The organism is Arthrobacter sp. P4_H3 (assembly GCF_056400885.1).
In genome coordinates, this window is record NZ_JBFUKK010000005.1 from 385,034 (window position 1) to 401,883 (window position 16,850).

Sequence of the window (16,850 nt, forward strand, 5' to 3'; positions counted from 1 at the left end):
CCTAGCCCAGCCCGGCCAGCCCGCCCAGCACCCGGAGATGATGTTCGAAAAGCGCGTCAGGGGCCGAGAAGGTGTCCGCCCCGTACTGCCCGAAGACTTCGAAGCTGACGGCTCCGAAGAGTGACGTCCACGCCAGTGCGCCGCGCGCCAGCAGATCATCGGGCAAGGCCAGGCCGAGCTCCTCCCGGATGGCGTGCAGGTCGGGCGCCAGGGGGCCGGGAACCGCAGGAATCCCGCCCGCGGGCGCCGCCTCGGCGCCCAACGCGCCTGCCCGCCAGGCGGCGTCGAAGATGGCCATCAGGCTAGAGATCACCCGGGTCCCCGGCCCGGTAGTGCGCTCGGCAGGGGCCCGGTATCCCGGTACCGGGCTGCCGAAAAGCAGGGCGTAGCGGGCGGGCTCGCGGATGGCCCAGCCGCGGACGGCGCGGCCCAGCGCCTGGAAGCGCCCCATGAAGTCCGCGTCCGCCACGCGGCCGACGGCGGCATCCACCTCGTCGCCGAGCTCGCCGTAGGCGTCGATCAGCAGAAGGGTCAGCAGTTCGTCCCGGTTTTCCACGTACCGGTACACCGCGGAAGAGACGACGCCAAGGTCCCGCGCCACGGCCCGAAGCGACAGCGCTCCGGCCCCGTGGACGGCCAGGTGCTCCCGGCCCAGCCGGACGATATCGGCGACGGTCTGCGCCCTGGCGCGCTCCCGCGGCGTGCGGGGCGCCGGAGCACTGGCTTCACCGGCGGCCGCGCCGGCTGAGCGGGGGCCGGGTGCGGAGGAATCAGGGACTGGCATGAGTCCAGCATTCCACGAATCAGAGCACTGTCAACAATTGAGAGCACTGCTCTTGACATGCCCGCCCTCAAGGGACATCCTTGTTTCGAGAGCACTGCTCTCTCGATAGAGCGCAGGATGGCGGATCAACCGCAGACTGGCTGCTGAAGAGCAGAATGACATTCCATAGGAAAGAGAAGCCAATGCCCGAACTGTATGTGGTCACCGGCGCCGGTCCCGTTGGCTGGACCGTCGCGGAGCAACTTGCCGGTCAAGGCAAACGGGTGCGGATCCTGACCCGTTCCGGCAGCGGTCCTGAGCACCCCCTCATCGACAGGATGTCCGTGGACGTTTCCAGCCCCGCGCTGCTTGGCGAGGCTTTTGACGGGGCGGCGGCCGTGTTCCACTGCATCCACGGCTCCGCCTACGCAGCGGAAGCGTGGCGAAAGGAGCTCCCGCAAGCCGAGGAGGCCGTACTGGCGGCGGCAGGCAAGGCGGGCGCCGTCGTCGTATTTCCTGAGAGCCTGTACTCCTACAGCCAGCCGGACGCCGTCATGGCTGAAGACAGCCCCCGGGAGGCGCAGGGCGGCAAGCGCGGTGTGCGCACCGAACTGCTGAAGGCACGTGCAGCCTCCCCTACGAACACCGTGAGCGTCGTGGCGGGCGACTTCTTCGGTCCGCAGGTGCGGACCTCCCACGCCGGCGAACGCATCGTGCCGGCGGTGCTGGCCGGAAAGCGGCTGCTGGTGATCGGCAGCGCAGACCAGCCCCACTCCTTCACCTACGTGCCGGACCTTGCCGCAGCCATGATCCGGGCGGCGCAGACGCCGGGGCTGTGGAACCGGGTGTGGCATGCCCCCACAGGCCCGGCCCTCACCCAGCGCGAGCTCGCCACCGCCTTCGCCGAAGCCGGCGGCGTGGCTTCCGCGAAGGTTGGCGCCATACCCGGCTGGCTGCTGCGGATAATCGGGGTGTTCGCCCCCGGAATGCGGGAGGTTGCCGAGATGCTCTACCAGTTCGAGCGGCCGTTCGTGATGGACTCGCGGGTGAGCGAAGCCAGCCTGGGCCTGCATCCGACTCCCCTTCCGGAGGCCGCCGCCGCCACGGTGGCCTGGTGGCGGGGGCAGGCTTGAGGCTCCGGACGGCGGACCCCGGCTAGCGGCGGCCGGCGGTCTCCGGTTCGGATTCCGGGGTACCGGCGTCCCGCTGTACCCGCGCATCGGGCTCCGGCCGGCTGAGCTTGCCGGGCCACCAGATCCGCCGGCCCAGGTCGCAGGAGAGTGCGGGGACCAGCAGCGAGCGGACCAGCACCGTGTCCAGCAGGACCCCGAACGCGACGATGAAGGCGAGCTGCACGAGGAACATGATGGGGATGACACCCAGCGCAGCGAACGTTGCGGCGAGCACCACACCGGCTGAGGTGATGACGCCGCCCGTCACACCGAGGCCCCGCAGGATCCCGGGCCTGGTGCCGTGCTTGAGCGATTCCTCGCGGACCCGGCTCATCAGGAAGATGTTGTAGTCGACGCCAAGCGCCACCAGGAACACAAAGCCGAAGAGCGGCACAGTGGCATCGGCGCCCGGGAACCCGAAGATGTTGTTGAACACCAGGGCGGAGACCCCCATGGCGGCGGCGTAGGAGAGAACCACCGAGGCAACGAGCAGCACCGGGGCCAGCACCGAGCGCAGCAGCAGCATCAGAATCACCAGGATGACGGCGAGCACCACGGGGATGATGACCACCAGGTCGCGCTGGGCCGTGGTGTTGGTGTCCAGGGCCGTCGCGGTCACGCCGCCCACCAGCGCGCCGCCGTCGACCGCTTTGACGTTCTCGCGCAGCTTCACCACCACGTTCTCGGCGTCACCGGAGTCTGCCGCATAGTTCAGGGTCGCGTTGATCAGCACCTTGCCGTCCCGGACACCGGGCGCCGCGGGTGCGCCGGGCGCGGCTTGCGAACCGCTGATGATGGGCGCGCCGCCGTCCGCCAGCAGGTAGGCGTCGCCGACGCCGTCCGTCGCCTTGGTTGCCTCCAGCAAGTCCTCCGCCTTCGCCTCGTCAGCGACGACCACCACGGGGCTGCCGGAGCCGGCGTCGAAATGGCGGGCCAGGGCGTCCTGGCCGTCCACCGCGTTGGACGCCGTCAGGATGACGTCGGTCTGCGGCACACCGTTGGCCTTGAGCTGCAGGATGCCGGCGGACGCTACCAGGAGCAGCAGCACGGAGGCCACCCAGACGGTCCGGGGCCGGCGGGAGACCAGCGAGCCGGTGGCGCGCCACAGCCCTTTCTGGCCTTCGAGGCCGGTGACCAGCTGCGGTTCACGCTCGGTTTCGGGCACCAGCTTGGGCCGGAACGGCCAGAAGGCGGCACGGCCCAGCAACGCCATCAGGGCCGGAAGCAGCGTGAGGGCCGCTAAGAGCGAACACAGGATGCCGGCGGCCGCCACCGGCCCCAGCGCCTTGTTGGAGTTGAGGTCGGAGAACAGCAGGCACAGCAGGGCGATGATCACCGTGGCGCCGGAAGCCAGGATGGGCTCAAAGGAGGCCTTCCAGGCAGTGAGGACTGCCGCGGTGCGGTTGGTGGTGTGGGTCAGCGCCTCCCGGAACCTGGCCACGTACAGCAGCGCGTAGTCCGTCGCGGCACCGATGACCAGGATGGAGAGGATGCCTTGGCTTTGGCCGCTGAGCTGGATCCAGCCAAGCTTGGCCATACCGAACACCAGCAGGATGGCCGCACACAGCGCGAACACCGAGGTGAAAAGCACCGCGATGGGCAGGAGCAGGGAACGGTAGACGATCAGCAGGATGATGAACACGGCGGCAAGGGCAACGAGCAGCAGGATGCCGTCGATGCCCGCGAAGGCGCTCACCAGGTCCGCGGTCAGCCCCGCGGGACCCGTAACGAACGTCCGCATTCCCTCCGGAGCCGAAGCCTGAACCTCATCGCGCAACTCCTGGACGATCTCCTTGACTTCGCCCGAGGAGGAAATGGGCACCACAAACTGGACCGCCTTGCCGTCCTCCGACGGGATGGGGCCGATGACCGCGCTGCCTGCCTGTACTTCCTCGAGCTTGCCCTTGAGGACGGCGGCCTCGCCCAGCTGCGCAGGAGTGAAGGCGGAACCGCTTTCGACGACGATGACGGCCGGGATCTCATCCGAGTCCCTGAACTTTGCCTGCCAGTCCTGGGCCTCCGTGGCTTCCGCACCAGAGGGCAGGAACGAAGCCTGGTCATTGGAGGACACTTCGTCCAGCCGGCCGAAGGTGGGGCCGCCGAGGCCCGCGATGGCCAGCCACGTGATTACCAGCAACACGGGGACCAGCCAGCGGAGCCAGAACGGAACGCGCGCAGTGCCGGGATGTCTCTGTTTCATGTGTCCTTCTGGTGCTTGCCTCGGCCGGGTAGAATCAACTCCATAATAGACTATCTCCACCATAGAGATAAGTACAAGGTAGAGATAAGTACACGCCGAAAATCGTGCCGTCCGGCTTTGAGTGAGAGAATCTTCGCGAGGCCGGAGCATTTGCGAAGCCACTGCAGAAGGAGGTCGACGTGTCCGAAGAGTCATCCGAACGGCCCGAACCGGCTGCACCCCAGGGCCTTGTCCGGCTGCTGCAGGAGTTCACCCTCGAGGCCAACCGGTATGTGGATTCCGCCGGCGGACGCAATGACATGCACCGCACGGACCTCAATGCCCTGGCCGTGATCATGCGGCACACGGCCAAGGAGCAGATCGTCACCCCCGGGGTGCTCCGGAAGGAACTGAACCTCAGCTCCCCGGCCACCACGGCGCTGATCGACCGGCTGTCGGGCTCGGGGCACGTGGTGCGCGAACGCCAGGGAGCGGATCGCAGGCAGGTCCAGCTCCGTATGACTCCCAAGGCCTACCGCGACGGCGGCGCCATGTTCCTTCCGCTGGCCCGCCACATGGGCGCCGCCATGGCGGAGTTCACCGCGGCGGAACTGGAGGTGGCCGCCCGCTTCATGGAGTCCATGATCGGGGCGACTATCAGCGCAGCACAGGAAGCGGCCGCGCAGGAACCGGCAGCAGCCGCGCCCCCGACCACACCGCGGCCGCGGCCAGCAGCGCCGGAACCGCCAGCGCCCAGCCACTGAACAGCAGGATCAGCAGCATCACCGCCGCAGCGACGATAACGCCGTACCACGCCGGCGTTCCGGGCCGCAGCAGCCGGGTGCCCGCCGCGAGGCCGAAGGCCGTCACTGCTGTGAAGCAGGCCGAGGCAGCGCCGATCTGGAACTGCATGCTGGCCAGCCCGGCGACCGCCGCCCCGAAGGACAGAAATGTCATCCCGGCCAGGACGGCGAGGCTCACGGAAGGCACCTCGCCCGGCCCGCCGCCGCGCGCCATCGCCGGCGGCAGCACGCCGTCGGCCGCCAGCCGGGCACCGAGCCGGCTCGCGCCGGCGATGAACGTGTTGAGCGGGCCGAACGTCAGCACAGCCGCGGCAACCGCGGTCAGCGGGGCCGCCAGCGGCCCCAGCCCCTTTTCGAGCAGGTCGGCGACCGGCACCGGACTTCCGGGCAGGGCCGGACCCAGTACGGCCACGGAGGCTGCCACGACGCCGATGTACACCACCCCGACGACGACGAGCGTCAGCCACGTGGCGCGCTTGAGGTCGCGGCCGGGATCCCGGAACTCGGCCGCCAGGTGCGTCACCGCCTCCCATCCCGCGAAGCAGAAGAACAGCAGGCTGGCCGCTCCGCCGACGGCCCAGTAGCCGTGCGGCGCGAAGGGTTGGAAATTCTCCGCTTTGGCAAAGGGTGCGGCCACGGCTACGGCGAGCGCCAGCAGCGCCACAAGGAGGACCATCAGCACCAGCTGGAGGCGGCTGGACAGCTTGATTCCGACGGCGTTGCTCGCGAATCCGGCCGCCAGCAGCAGCGCCGCGGCCACCAGCGCGGTCCCGTGGCCGCCGCCCAGCGCATTGGCGATGTAGTTGCCGCCGATCACCGCGGTGGCGGGCGCGCCGAACGGGATGGCGAAGTAGAACAGGTAGCCGGCCACCACGGAGGCGCGGCGCCCGAAGGCCCGGGTGACAAAGTGGGCGATCCCGCCGGCGTCGGGCTCCTGGCGGCTCATCTCAGCGAAACTGAAGGCGACGGGCGTGCAGAACACCAGCAGGGCGGCCCATGCGAGCAGCGAGGCCGGGCCCGCTTCCCGGGCGGCGATGGCCGGGAGCACCAGGATGCCCGATCCGAGGATTGCGCCCACGTAGATGCCTGTTGCCCGGAACAGCCCGAGCCCTGCCGGATTGCTGGATTTGTTGTTTCCCACTCCTCCAATCATCCGCAGAACGGCGGGCAGCAGAAGTGGGGAAACGGACGGCGAGGCACCATAAACTGCCTGTTTTCCTTCCGCCCGGCTGCCGCGCATTTCCCCCACGGCGCTGTAGCGTTTCCTTATGAGTGCGCAGCAGCCTGAAGATGTGTACACGCACGGACACCACGAATCAGTGGTCCGTGCCCATGCCTCGCGGACCGCCGAGAATTCAGCCGCGTTCGTCATCCCCTACCTCACGCCGGGGGCGTCCGTGCTGGACGTCGGCTGCGGGCCGGGCAGCATCACCTGCGATTTCGCCGGCCTGGTGGCGCCGGGGCACGTGACCGGGCTGGACCGCTCCCCGGATGTGATCGCCCACGCCACCGCCCTTGCCTCCGAGCGCGGGGTGGAGAACGTCGAGTTCCTGGCCGGCAACATCTATGACCTCGACTTCGAGGACGAAACGTTCGACGTTGTCCACGCCCACCAGGTGCTCCAGCACCTGACGGATCCCGTCGAGGCCCTGCGAGAGATGCGCCGGGTGGCCAAACCGGGCGGCATTGTGGCAGTGCGGGACGCCGATTTCCACGGCATGAGCTGGTATCCCGCCATCCCGGAACTGGACGAGTGGATGGAGCTCTACCAGCGCATTGCCCGGCGCAACGGGGCCGAGCCCGATGCCGGACGCCGGCTGGTCTCGTGGGCGCAGGCCGCAGGGTTCACCGACGTGGCACCCACCAGCAGCAACTGGCTGTATGCCACCGGCCAGCAGCGCCGATGGCAGGCCCGGGTGTGGGGCGAGCGTGTGCTGCACTCGGCATTCGCGGACCAGGCCCTGGAATACGGCTTCGCCAACGCGGCGGACCTGGCCCGGATCTCGGCCGGATGGCACCGCTGGGGCTCCACGGACGACGGCTGGTTCCTGATCCCCAACGGCGAAGTCATCGCAAGGGCCTAGTACTTCCTGCAGCCCATTCCCTGGGCTCCGTTCTGTCCCTAGGATGCGAAGGAAAACCACCAGCGAGGAGAACCCACAATGCGCACGTTGACCGCAGGCCTTTTCTATTCCGTGGACGGCGTGGTCGAGTCCCCGAACCTCTGGCAGTTCGACAGTTTCGATGAGGAACTCGGCGCGGGGATGAATCAGATGATGGCACGGGTGGAAACCGGGCTCCTCGGCCGGATCGGCTACGAGCAGTGGGCCAGTTACTGGCCCAGCGCGGCCGACGACGCCGACTTCGGCGAGTTCATCAACAAGCTGCCGAAGTTCGTGGCATCGAGGACACTTTCGGGTGAGCTCGGATGGCAGAACTCCCGCCTCATGGATGCCCCGCTGGAGGAGTTTGTGGCCGGCCTCAAGGACGGCGACGGCGGCGAGATTGCCGTGTTCGCCAGCATCTCGCTCACCCGCCAGCTTCTGTTCGCCGGCCTGCTGGATTCTCTGATGCTGATGGTCCACCCCGTAATCGCCGGAAGCGGACGCCGCCTGTTCGAGGACGGCGACCCCGTGACGCGGCTGGAGCTGCAGGATTCGCAGCGCACCAGCAAGGGGAACATGATCCTCCGCTACGGCCGTTTGGGCGCCTAGAGGAAACACGGCGATGCTGCGGCAGCGTTCCCGCCCCTAAACTGGATTGGTGCAATCCTCCCTTTGGCTGGCCCTGGCCGGCGCCGGCGTCCTGATCAGTTTCACTCCCGGAGCCGGTGCCATCAACACCATGAGCAACTCGCTGAATTCGGGATTCCGGCGGTCCATCTGGGGAATACTGGGCCAGCAGGCTGCACTGGTGGTCCATGTGCTGATCGTGGCCTTGGGCGTGGGCGTCCTGGTGGCCAGCTCCCTCGTGGCCTTCAACGTGATCCGGTATGCAGGGGCCGCCTATCTGGTCTACCTGGGCATCCGGCAGTTCCTGCACAAGCCCGATCTGGACCAGGAGAAAGCGGCCGAACTCCGCAACGAACCGGCCCCCTCCATGTTCCGCCGCGGCCTGTGGGTCAATCTGCTGAACCCCAAAGCCATCATCTTTTTCCTGGCCTTCATGCCGCAGTTCATCCGGCCGGAACAGCCGCTGCTGCTCCAGTATTTGGTCCTGACTGCCACCGTGGTGGTCATCGACATTTTGGTCATGTGGTTCTTCTTCGCCGCCGCGGCCAAATCGTTCCAGCGGTTCACGCACAACGCGCGCGGGCAGAAGATCCTGAACCGGACGTTCGGCGTCCTGTTCGTGGGCGTGGGGATCATGCTCGCTCTGATCCACTAGCGGCAGGGCTTCAAAAGCAGGGCCGCAGCTGTCCGTTCGCGCTAGCCCGCGGCTTGGCCGGTGACGCCTCAGGCGTCACCGGCCGGGCCGCTGCTGTCCGTGCGCGCTGATCCACCAGCTAGGCGGCCAGCGGAACCTCCGGGCTACCCGCAGCCACCACCAGCTCAGGCCCGTCCGCGGAAACAGTGACCTGTCCCCCGGCCGCCAGGCCGGAGCCCACCAGCAGGTCGGCGATCCTGTCGTCGAGCTCGCGCTGGATCACCCGCCGCATGGGCCGCGCACCGTATTCGGGTTCGTAGCCCCGCTCGGCGATCCAGTCCACCGCGTCCTCGCTGACATCCAGGCCGATGCCCTGCGAGCGCAGGCGGGCTTCGGTATCGTTCAGCATCAGCCGGACGATCTGCCGCAGCTGGGCCTGGTCGAGCCTGCGGAACAGCACGATCTCGTCGATGCGGTTAAGGAACTCCGGCCGCATCGATTCACGCAGCCGCGCCAGCACGCGGTCGCGCAGGGCCTTCTCCGAGCCGAACGCGCTTCCCTCCCCCGCGGCGGTGAATCCGGTGGGTCCCGCCTTGCTGGCCAGGAACTCCGACCCCAGGTTCGAGGTCATGATGACCACCGTGTTGCGGAAATCCACGGTGCGTCCGTGCCCGTCCGTCAGGCGCCCGTCGTCGAGGACCTGCAGGAGGAGGTTGAACACGTCCGGGTGGGCCTTCTCGACCTCGTCGAGCAGCACGATCGAGTACGGATTGCGCCGCACCCGCTCGGTCAGCTGCCCGGCTTCGTCGTAACCCACGTACCCCGGAGGGGCACCAACCAGGCGGCTCACGGTGTGCCGTTCACCGAACTCGCTCATGTCGAAACGGATCATGGAGTCCTCGCTGCCGAAGAGCGAGCCCGCCAGCGCTTTGGCGAGTTCGGTCTTGCCCACACCGGTGGGGCCCAGGAACAGGAAGCTCCCGATTGGCCTGCCTGCGGCACCCATGCCCGTGCGGTTGCGGCGAACGGACTTCGCAATCAGGCTCACGGCGTCCTCCTGGCCCACCACCCGCTGGTGCAGGTCTTCTTCCAGCCTGGCCAGGCGTTCCCGGTCACCCTCGGTGATCCGGCTTGCCGGGATGCCGGTTGCGCGGGAGATGATCTCGGCGATCTCCGCTTCACCCACGACGGCGGACCCGCCGCCGTCGGCTTCCTGGCCGGCCGCGCCGCCGTCGAGCTTCTCCTTCAGGTCTTTCGCTTCGTCCCGGAACCGGGAGGCCGCTTCGAAGTCCTCCGCAGCAATGGCGGCGTTCTTTGATTCCTCGAGCGCGTCCAGCCGCTCGCGGAGACCGGCAGCGTCCTGGCGGGACCCGAGCTTGAGGCTCAGCCTGGCACCGGCCTGGTCAATAAGGTCGATCGCCTTGTCGGGAAGGAACCGGTCCGTCACGTAGCGGGCGGACAGTTCGACGGCGGCCCTGACCGCCTCGTCGGTGTAGCGGACACCGTGGTGTTCTTCATACCGCTCGCGCAGCCCGGAAAGGATCTGCACGGCATCTTCGATGGAAGGCTCCCCTACCTGCACGGGCTGGAAGCGGCGTTCGAACGCGGGGTCCTTCTCCACCTTGCGGTATTCGTTCAGGGTGGTGGCTCCCACCACGTGGAGTTCGCCGCGGGCAAGCCGCGGTTTCAGGATGTTGCCCGCGTCCATGCCGCCGTCGCCCGCGCCGCCTGCACCGATGACGGTGTGGAGCTCGTCGATGAAGAGTATGAACTGGCCCGGGTTCGCGGTGACTTCGTCCATCGCCTTGGTCAGGCGCTCCTCGAAGTCGCCCCGGTAGCGGGTCCCTGCGAGCATGGCCGGGAGATCCAGCGAAATGACCCGCTTGTTGCGGAGCTGTTCAGGCACGGTGTCGGCGGCAATGGCCTGGGCCAGTCCTTCGACGATGGCCGTCTTGCCCACGCCCGCTTCGCCGATCAGCACCGGATTGTTCTTGGTGCGCCGGGCAAGGACCTCGATGGTCTGGGCTGTTTCATCGGAGCGCCCGATGACCGGGTCAAGGCCGCCGGAGCGAGCCAGGGCCGTCAGGTCAGTCCCGTAGGTGTCCAGCGTCGGAGTTTCCGAAACGGTGCCGGGAGCGCTTGCGGATGCCGCAGCGTCCGGGGTGCCGGCTCCGGACGGATCGGTGCCGGCAGCCTCGCGTGCCCCGGCCTGGAAGGACTCCGGCGTGACGCCTGCCGCGGCGAGCACCTGCCCGGCGGGGGCGTCCTGGTTGAGCACCAGGGCGAAGAACAGGTGCTCCGGATCGATGTAGGTTGACCCGAACGCCCGGGCCACCTGGTAGGCATCGAGCAGGGCGCGCTGCGCGGACGGTGTCAGCGCAGGAGCGGTTGTCGCCGCCCGGCCGGACTTCTCCGGCAGGCGCTCTTCAGCCGCCCTGGCCACTGCCGCGGGGTCGGCCCCGGCGCGGCGCACGTAGCTGGTGGCCGGCTCCGCCCCGGCCATCGTCCGCAGGATATGCAGGGCATCGACATCGCCGTGTCCGAGGTCCACGGCGAACTGGCCGGCAAGCGAGAGCACTTCGTGGGTGCGGCGGCTCAGCAGCCGGGTGATGTCCGTGGGGCGCCCGGACCGGGCTGCGCGCTGGCCCTGCAGGTAGCGCGCAAGGAACTCGTCAAACGAACCGCTGCCGGTACCGGCAGGTCCAAAAAACGTTGGCATGTACCCTCCGTAGGTAAAGTTGAGTGCAATTGACTCAAGTCTCTAGCTACGAAGATTATTCCCGGCCCGGGACGGGGCCGCACGTGCCCGTTCGCGCTACTGCGCGGGGCCGCAAGTGCCCGTTCGCGCTACTGCAGCTGCCCATTCGCGGGCGTGAGCTTCCTCAGGTCCGCTTTCCGGATCTTGCCGCTCGCCGTCCGGGGCATCTCGTCTACGAACACCACCGACTTGGGAATCTTGTAGCGGGCCAGGCGGCCGTCCAGGTGTGCCCGCAGCTGCTCTTCGCTCAGCTGTGCACCGTCCCGCAGGAGCACCACGGCCCGCGGCACTTCGCCCCATTTTTCATCCGGCACACCGATCACCGCCACACTGCCGACGGCGTCGAGCTCCGTGATGGCCTGCTCCACCTCGGCCGGATAGATGTTCTCGCCGCCGGAGATGATCATGTCCTTGAGCCGGTCCGAGATGAACACGAAGCCGCCATCATCCTTGTAGCCCATGTCGCCGGACTTGAACCAGCCGTCCCCGGTGTAGGAATCGGCCGTCGCGTCGGGCCGGTTCCAGTATTCGTGGATGACGTTGGGGCCCTTGATCTGGATCTCCCCCACTGTGCCCGGCACCGCCGGCTCCGCCTCAGGTCCGGCGAGGTCGGCTATCCGGACCTCGGTGAAGAAGTGCGGCAGTCCGGACGATCCGGCCTTGTCCCGGGACCGTGCCGCCGGCAGCGTGGTGGCGCCCGGTGCCGTCTCAGTCATCCCGTAGCCGTTCGAGAACCGCAACCCGCGCTTCTCGTAGGCATCCAGAACGCGCAGCGGCACGGCGGACCCGCCGCAGGTCAGCTTGTTCAGGGAGCTGAGATCCGTGGCGTCCCAGGCGGGGTGTTCGCAGAGCATCTGGTAGGTGGTGGGCACCCCGCTGATGGTGGTGGCCCGGTGCCGTTCGATGAGCTGCAAGGTCCGGAGGGGATCGAATTTGGGCTCCAGGACCACGGTGCCGCCCTTCAGCAACGTGGGCAGGACGCCCATGTCCAGGGACGCCACGTGGAACATCGGGGAGATCATCAGGGCTACGTCCGTGGAGGCGAAGTCGAAATCGACAATCACGTTGATGCAGTTCCAGGTGATGTTTCCGTGGGTCAGCAAGGCGCCCTTGGGATGCCCGGTGGTTCCCGAGGTGTAGAGGATCATGGCGCCGTCGTCCAGGCCCACCGGCTCGTCCGGGGCTACCTCCGCGCCGGACGCGACGACGTCCTCGTAGTCCTCGGCCGCCGCCGTCGTGCCTTCCTCTTCACTTTCCGCCGGGGCGGCACCCGGGGAACGGTCGACGGCGATCCGCCGGCGCACCGCGGTCCCCGCACCGCCGCGGACCGCCAGTTCCGACAGGCTATCCGCGTGCACCAGCAGGACGGCACCGCAGTCCTGCAGCTGGAACTGGATTTCGGGCGGGGCCAGCCGTGTATTGAGCGGGACGAAGATGGCGCCCAGGGTGCCGCAGGCGAAAAGTGCCTCCAGGAAGGACGGATCGTTCTCCCCGAGGTAGGCCACCCGGTCCCCGCGGCCCACGCCGCGGTCCCGGAAGGAGTTGGCGAGCCGGATGGAGCGTTCGGCCAGTTGCTCGTAGCTGAGCTCCCGGTCCCCGGCGATGATTGCTGTCTTGTTGCCCGACTTCGGGCGGCGCCGTTGCAGCCACGAGCCGATGCCAAAATTTTCCACGGCAAATCCTTTCTAATTAGACGGTAGTCCTTGGCGGCCGGATCAGGGCCGGACAGTCTCGAGATCGTTGTTCCTGGGTTCCCGGGTGAGCAGGATGAAGACGATCGACACCACCGACATGATGGCCAGGTACCACACGACCGAACCGGTGTTCTGGCCGGAATCCTTGAAGATCTGCGCCACGATGCCGGGCGTGAACCCTGCGCCGAGCAGCGTTGCCAGCTGGTAGCCCAGCGACGCGCCCGTGTAGCGGGACGTGGTGCCGAACTGTTCGGAGACGAAGGCCGCCAGCGGGCCGAACAGCGTGGAGTGGATCATCAGGCCCACGGCGAACGCCACGAAGATCAGCATGATGTTGTTGGAGGACAGCAGCTGGAACATCGGCACGAGGTAGGCGATGAACAGCACGAGTCCGCCCACCATCACCGGCCGCCGGCCCAGCTTGTCCGAGAGCCTGCCGCCCAGGACCACAAAGACGATGGACACCAGTGAGGCGGCGGCGTAGGCGTAAAGCACGCCCTGGCGGTCGGCGCCCTTGGAGACGGCGAACGTCACCGCGAACGTTGCCAGCACCACCTGCAGGGCGAACCCCGCGGCTCCGGCCAGCATGGTGAAGACCAGCGTCTTGGGGCGGCGGAGCACCTGGAGGAGGGGAATTTCACGGCGGGCCGGTGCGGCGCCGCCGGTCGGCTGCGAGCCGTCGGCCTGCTCCCGCTTCTCCTGTTCCAGCGCGGCCTTGAAGATGGGGCTCTCGGAGACCTTCAGGCGGACAAACATGCCCACGCCCAGCAGCACGAAGGAGAGGAGGAACGGCACGCGCCAGCCCCAGGCGAGGAACTGGTCGTTCGGCAGTGAAGAGAACGCGCCCATGATGAAGGTGCCCAGCACGGCGCCCGTCGGCGCACCGGCGTTTACGAACGACGCCGCAAAGCCCCGCCGTCCCGACTCCGAGTGTTCCAGCGCCATCAGGGCGGCTCCGCCCCATTCGCCGCCGACGGCGATGCCTTGGAAGACGCGGAGGATGACCAGCATCACGGCGCCCCACGGACCTGCCACGGATGCACCGGGGACCAGGCCGATCAGGGTGGAGGCCACGCCCATGACCAGCATGGACACGATGAGCATTCCCTTGCGGCCCAGCCTGTCACCGAAGTGGCCGAAGATGATGCCGCCGAGCGGGCGTGCCACGTAGCCGGCGGCGAAGGTGCCGTAGGCGGCCACCACGCCTACCCAGTCGTCCATTCCGGAGAAGAAGACCTTGGGGAAGACCACCGCGGCGGCCGTGGCGTAGAGGAGGAAGTCGTAGTACTCGATGGTGCTGCCCAGATAGCTGGAGGCGATGACCGTGCGCGCTTCCTTGCGGCGTTCGGCAGTACCCATGGCTTGGAGCTGAGTGAGTCCGGACATGGCTGTTCCTTAGGACAGAGGGACAAAACGGGATTGGTTACTTGCAGGAGCGGTGGATCTTTTGAAGCGGACTGCTTTTGCAGGAGCGGCCTACTTGTAGAAGCGGGCCAGGAATTCGGCCACGACGGCGGGGCGTTCCTGGCCTTCAATCTGGATGGTGTTGGCCACCTTGATCTGGGCGCCGCCCTTGACCTCGGTGACTTCGGCGATAGTGGCCTGCATGCGGATCCGCGAGCCCACCTTCACCGGCGAGGTGAAACGGACCTTGTCCAGGCCGTAGTTCACCTTGGTGGTGACGCCGTCGACGTCGAACAGCTCGCCCCAGAACGGGATGATGAGCGAGAGCGTGAGGAAGCCGTGGGCGATCGGGGCGCCGAACGGGCCGTCCTTGGCGCGTTCGGGGTCCACATGGATCCACTGGTCATCGCCGGTGGCGTCGGCGAATTTGTTGATCTGTTCCTGGGTGATTTCGCGGTATTCCGTCACGCCGAGGTCGGTTCCGGCGAGCGTGAGCAGTTTGTCGAAGTCGACGACGAGATTGGGCATCTGTGCCTCCTGTTGTGGGTTTTTGGAGTTGCGGAAGTACAACGGCGGTGCGGTGCTGCGTCAGCGGGCGAAGGCGCTTTCGCCGGTGAGGGCGCGGCCCACGATGAGCGCGTTGATTTCGTGGGTGCCTTCGTAGGAGTAGACGGCTTCGGCGTCGGCGTGGAACCTGGCGACGTCGGCTTCGAGGGTGATGCCGTTGCCGCCCACCACTTCGCGCGCCAGGGCCACGGTTTCGCGCATCAGCAGGGATGTCTGCATTTTTGCCAGGGCGGAGTCCTGGTCGCGGTAGATGCCCTTGGCTTGCTGTTCGGTGAGCCGGACCACCAGGGACAGGGAGGCCGTGACGTTGCCGAGCATCCGGGCGAGTTTTTCCTGGACCAGCTGGAAGGATCCCAGCGGGCGGCCGAACTGTCGGCGTTCCGTGACGTACCGCAGGGCGGCTTCGAACGCGCCGGCCTGGATGCCGGTGGCGATCCAGGCGACGTCCGACCGCATGGCCCGGAGCATCGCGGCCACGTCCTTGAAGGAGTTCACGTTGTGCAGGCGCCTGGACTCGGGAACACGGACGCGCTCGAGGGTGATGTGGGCGTTCTGCATCATCCTCAGTGCTGTCTTGCCGTGGATCTTCTCCAGCGTCACGCCGTCCGCCTGCCGGTCAACGAGGAAGGCCTTGACCTGCCCGTCGGCCGCGTCGCGGGCGAACACCGCGAGCACGTCAGCCGTGGCGGCTCCCCCGATCCAGCGCTTGGCGCCGTCCAGGACCCAGGAGTCCCCCTCGCGGCGGGCGCTGGTGGAGAGTCCGCCGGCGATGTCCGAACCGGAGTCAGGTTCGGTGAGCGAGAAAACGCCTTTGAGCGAGAAGTCGATGACCTTCGGCATCCATTCGGCCTGCTGCTCCGCCGAAGCGCCCACGCGGATGGCTGTCCGGAACAGCCCGGCCTGGGAGGTGTACCAGGTGGCCAGGGACGCGTCGGTGCGGGCCAGCTCGAAGATCCGGAAGCCCTGGTAGATGCCGCTGGCCGCCCCGCGGCCCGGACCCGTACCTGTGAGGTCAGCGGGCTCCATCAGGTCCAGGTCGATCAGCGGCTGCGCGAGCTGCTGCGGAAACTCGCCCCGCTCCCAGTACTCGGCAAGCAGGGGCTGCGCTTCCCGGTCCAGGAAGCTCCGCAGCCGTCCCAGCACGCGGCGTTCCGCCCCGGTGAGGAGGGACTCGGCGTCGTAGTAGTCGGCCACTTCGTAGAGGCGTTCCGCGGCACCCACGGCGGGTTCCGCCGTCGTCGTGCTCATCTCAGCCGTCCAGTCCGAGCAGGCGCACGGCGTTGTGCTTGAGGATTTTCGGCCGGACCTCGTCCTTGAGCGGAAGGTCCGCGAACGCGGCCAGCCATTTCTGTGGCGTGATGAGCGGGAAGTCCGTGCCGAACAGGACCTTGTCCTGCAGCACGGAATTGGACAGCCGCACCAGCGACTCCGGGAAGTACTTGGGCGACCAGCCGGAGAGGTCGATGAACACGTTGGCCTTGTGCGTGGCGATGGAGTTGGCCTCGTCCTGCCACGGCACGGAGGGGTGGGCCATGATGATCTGCAGTTCCGGGAAGTCCGCGGCCACGGCGTCCAGCAGGAGCGGGTTGGAATACGCCAGTTTGATGCCGTACCCGCCGGGAAGGCCTGCGCCCATGCCGTTCTGCCCGGTGTGGAAGATGGCTGGCAGGCCCAGTTCCTGGAGGGTCTCCCACAGGGGATAGAACTGTTCATCGGAGGGGTCGAAGCCCTGCAGGCTGGGGTGGAACTTGAAGCCGCGGGCACCCAGGTCGATGGCCTGGCGTTTGGCCCCTTGGATCGCCTCGGCGCCGGTGCGCGGGTCCACGCTGCCGAAGGGGATCAGCACGTCGTTGTTCCGGGCGGCGCCGGCGATCAGGTCCTCAATGCTGTTGGGTTCGTGCTTGAGCTGGGTGCGGGCGTCCACGGTGAACACGACGGCGGCCATGTTCAGTCCGCGGTAGATCTCGGCGATGCGGTCCAGCGAGGGGGTGCGGTCCTCGGACTTGAAGTACTTGGCGGAAGCCTCGGTGAGGGCCGGCGGCAAGGACTCATGGCCGTGGCCGTCCACTTCGAGGTGGACGTGCATGTCGATCGCGTCGAGCGTCGAGGCGTCAATGCCGAGCTCGTAGCGGGCAGCAGCCATG

Annotated in this window: 14 protein-coding genes; 5 read left to right on the forward strand and 9 right to left on the reverse strand. The window is 67.6% G+C overall.

Features of this window, described 5'->3' with window-relative positions:
* Window position 1: 1 nt before the first annotated feature.
* Window positions 2-784: a TetR/AcrR family transcriptional regulator gene (locus AC1DRE_RS09925; RefSeq protein ID WP_476984468.1), complete on the reverse strand. Its 783-nt coding sequence runs from the start codon at window positions 782-784 to the stop codon at window positions 2-4.
* 182 nt (window positions 785-966) lie between these two features.
* Between AC1DRE_RS09925 and AC1DRE_RS09930 the strand changes: the two genes are divergently transcribed.
* Complete coding sequence (locus AC1DRE_RS09930) at window positions 967-1,896, forward strand: NAD-dependent epimerase/dehydratase family protein (RefSeq protein ID WP_476984469.1); 930 nt, start codon at window positions 967-969, stop codon at window positions 1,894-1,896.
* 22 nt (window positions 1,897-1,918) lie between these two features.
* On the opposite strand, the gene AC1DRE_RS09935 is transcribed toward AC1DRE_RS09930, so the two are convergent.
* Window positions 1,919-4,135: an MMPL family transporter gene (locus AC1DRE_RS09935; protein WP_476984470.1), complete on the reverse strand. Its 2,217-nt coding sequence runs from the start codon at window positions 4,133-4,135 to the stop codon at window positions 1,919-1,921.
* A gap of 179 nt (window positions 4,136-4,314) precedes the next feature.
* Between AC1DRE_RS09935 and AC1DRE_RS09940 the strand changes: the two genes are divergently transcribed.
* Window positions 4,315-4,878 carry a MarR family winged helix-turn-helix transcriptional regulator gene (locus tag AC1DRE_RS09940; protein WP_476984471.1) on the forward strand — a complete coding sequence of 188 codons (564 nt, stop codon included), beginning with the start codon at window positions 4,315-4,317 and terminating at the stop codon, window positions 4,876-4,878.
* On the opposite strand, the gene AC1DRE_RS09945 is transcribed toward AC1DRE_RS09940, so the two are convergent.
* Complete coding sequence (locus AC1DRE_RS09945; RefSeq protein ID WP_476984472.1) at window positions 4,772-6,058, reverse strand: APC family permease; 1,287 nt, start codon at window positions 6,056-6,058, stop codon at window positions 4,772-4,774. The genes AC1DRE_RS09940 and AC1DRE_RS09945 overlap by 107 nt on opposite strands.
* 127 nt (window positions 6,059-6,185) lie before the next feature.
* Between AC1DRE_RS09945 and AC1DRE_RS09950 the strand changes: the two genes are divergently transcribed.
* The 3 genes from AC1DRE_RS09950 to AC1DRE_RS09960 all read left to right on the forward strand — a co-directional run bounded on the left by AC1DRE_RS09950 (window position 6,186) and on the right by AC1DRE_RS09960 (window position 8,304).
* Window positions 6,186-7,001, forward strand: coding sequence for a class I SAM-dependent methyltransferase (locus AC1DRE_RS09950; RefSeq protein WP_364123831.1), 816 nt, complete (start codon window positions 6,186-6,188; stop codon window positions 6,999-7,001).
* A 78-nt stretch (window positions 7,002-7,079) separates the two neighbouring features.
* The gene (locus tag AC1DRE_RS09955) at window positions 7,080-7,631 is read left to right on the forward strand and encodes a dihydrofolate reductase family protein (RefSeq protein ID WP_476984473.1); all 552 of its coding nucleotides are present in this window, start codon (window positions 7,080-7,082) and stop codon (window positions 7,629-7,631) included.
* A 49-nt stretch (window positions 7,632-7,680) separates the two neighbouring features.
* Window positions 7,681-8,304: a LysE family transporter gene (locus tag AC1DRE_RS09960; RefSeq protein WP_476984474.1), complete on the forward strand. Its 624-nt coding sequence runs from the start codon at window positions 7,681-7,683 to the stop codon at window positions 8,302-8,304.
* Between the two features lie 118 nt (window positions 8,305-8,422).
* Here AC1DRE_RS09960 and AC1DRE_RS09965 read toward each other — a convergent pair whose 3' ends face one another.
* The 6 genes from AC1DRE_RS09965 to AC1DRE_RS09990 all read right to left on the reverse strand — a co-directional run bounded on the left by AC1DRE_RS09965 (window position 8,423) and on the right by AC1DRE_RS09990 (window position 16,849).
* Entirely contained in the window at window positions 8,423-11,002 is a 2,580-nt protein-coding gene (locus AC1DRE_RS09965; protein WP_476984475.1) for an ATP-dependent Clp protease ATP-binding subunit, read from the reverse strand.
* A 128-nt stretch (window positions 11,003-11,130) separates the two neighbouring features.
* Window positions 11,131-12,714 carry an acyl-CoA synthetase gene (locus AC1DRE_RS09970; protein ID WP_476984476.1) on the reverse strand — a complete coding sequence of 528 codons (1,584 nt, stop codon included), beginning with the start codon at window positions 12,712-12,714 and terminating at the stop codon, window positions 11,131-11,133.
* Between the two features lie 42 nt (window positions 12,715-12,756).
* Window positions 12,757-14,121, reverse strand: a complete 1,365-nt coding sequence (locus tag AC1DRE_RS09975) for an MFS transporter (RefSeq protein ID WP_476984477.1) — start codon at window positions 14,119-14,121, stop codon at window positions 12,757-12,759.
* Between the two features lie 90 nt (window positions 14,122-14,211).
* Window positions 14,212-14,667: a MaoC family dehydratase gene (locus AC1DRE_RS09980; RefSeq protein ID WP_104174745.1), complete on the reverse strand. Its 456-nt coding sequence runs from the start codon at window positions 14,665-14,667 to the stop codon at window positions 14,212-14,214.
* 60 nt (window positions 14,668-14,727) lie between these two features.
* Entirely contained in the window at window positions 14,728-15,954 is a 1,227-nt protein-coding gene (locus AC1DRE_RS09985; RefSeq protein WP_476984478.1) for an acyl-CoA dehydrogenase family protein, read from the reverse strand.
* 1 nt (window position 15,955) lies between these two features.
* On the reverse strand, window positions 15,956-16,849 hold the full coding sequence (locus AC1DRE_RS09990; RefSeq protein WP_476984479.1) for an amidohydrolase family protein: 894 nt from the start codon (window positions 16,847-16,849) through the stop codon (window positions 15,956-15,958).
* Between the last annotated feature and the right edge of the window lies 1 nt (window position 16,850).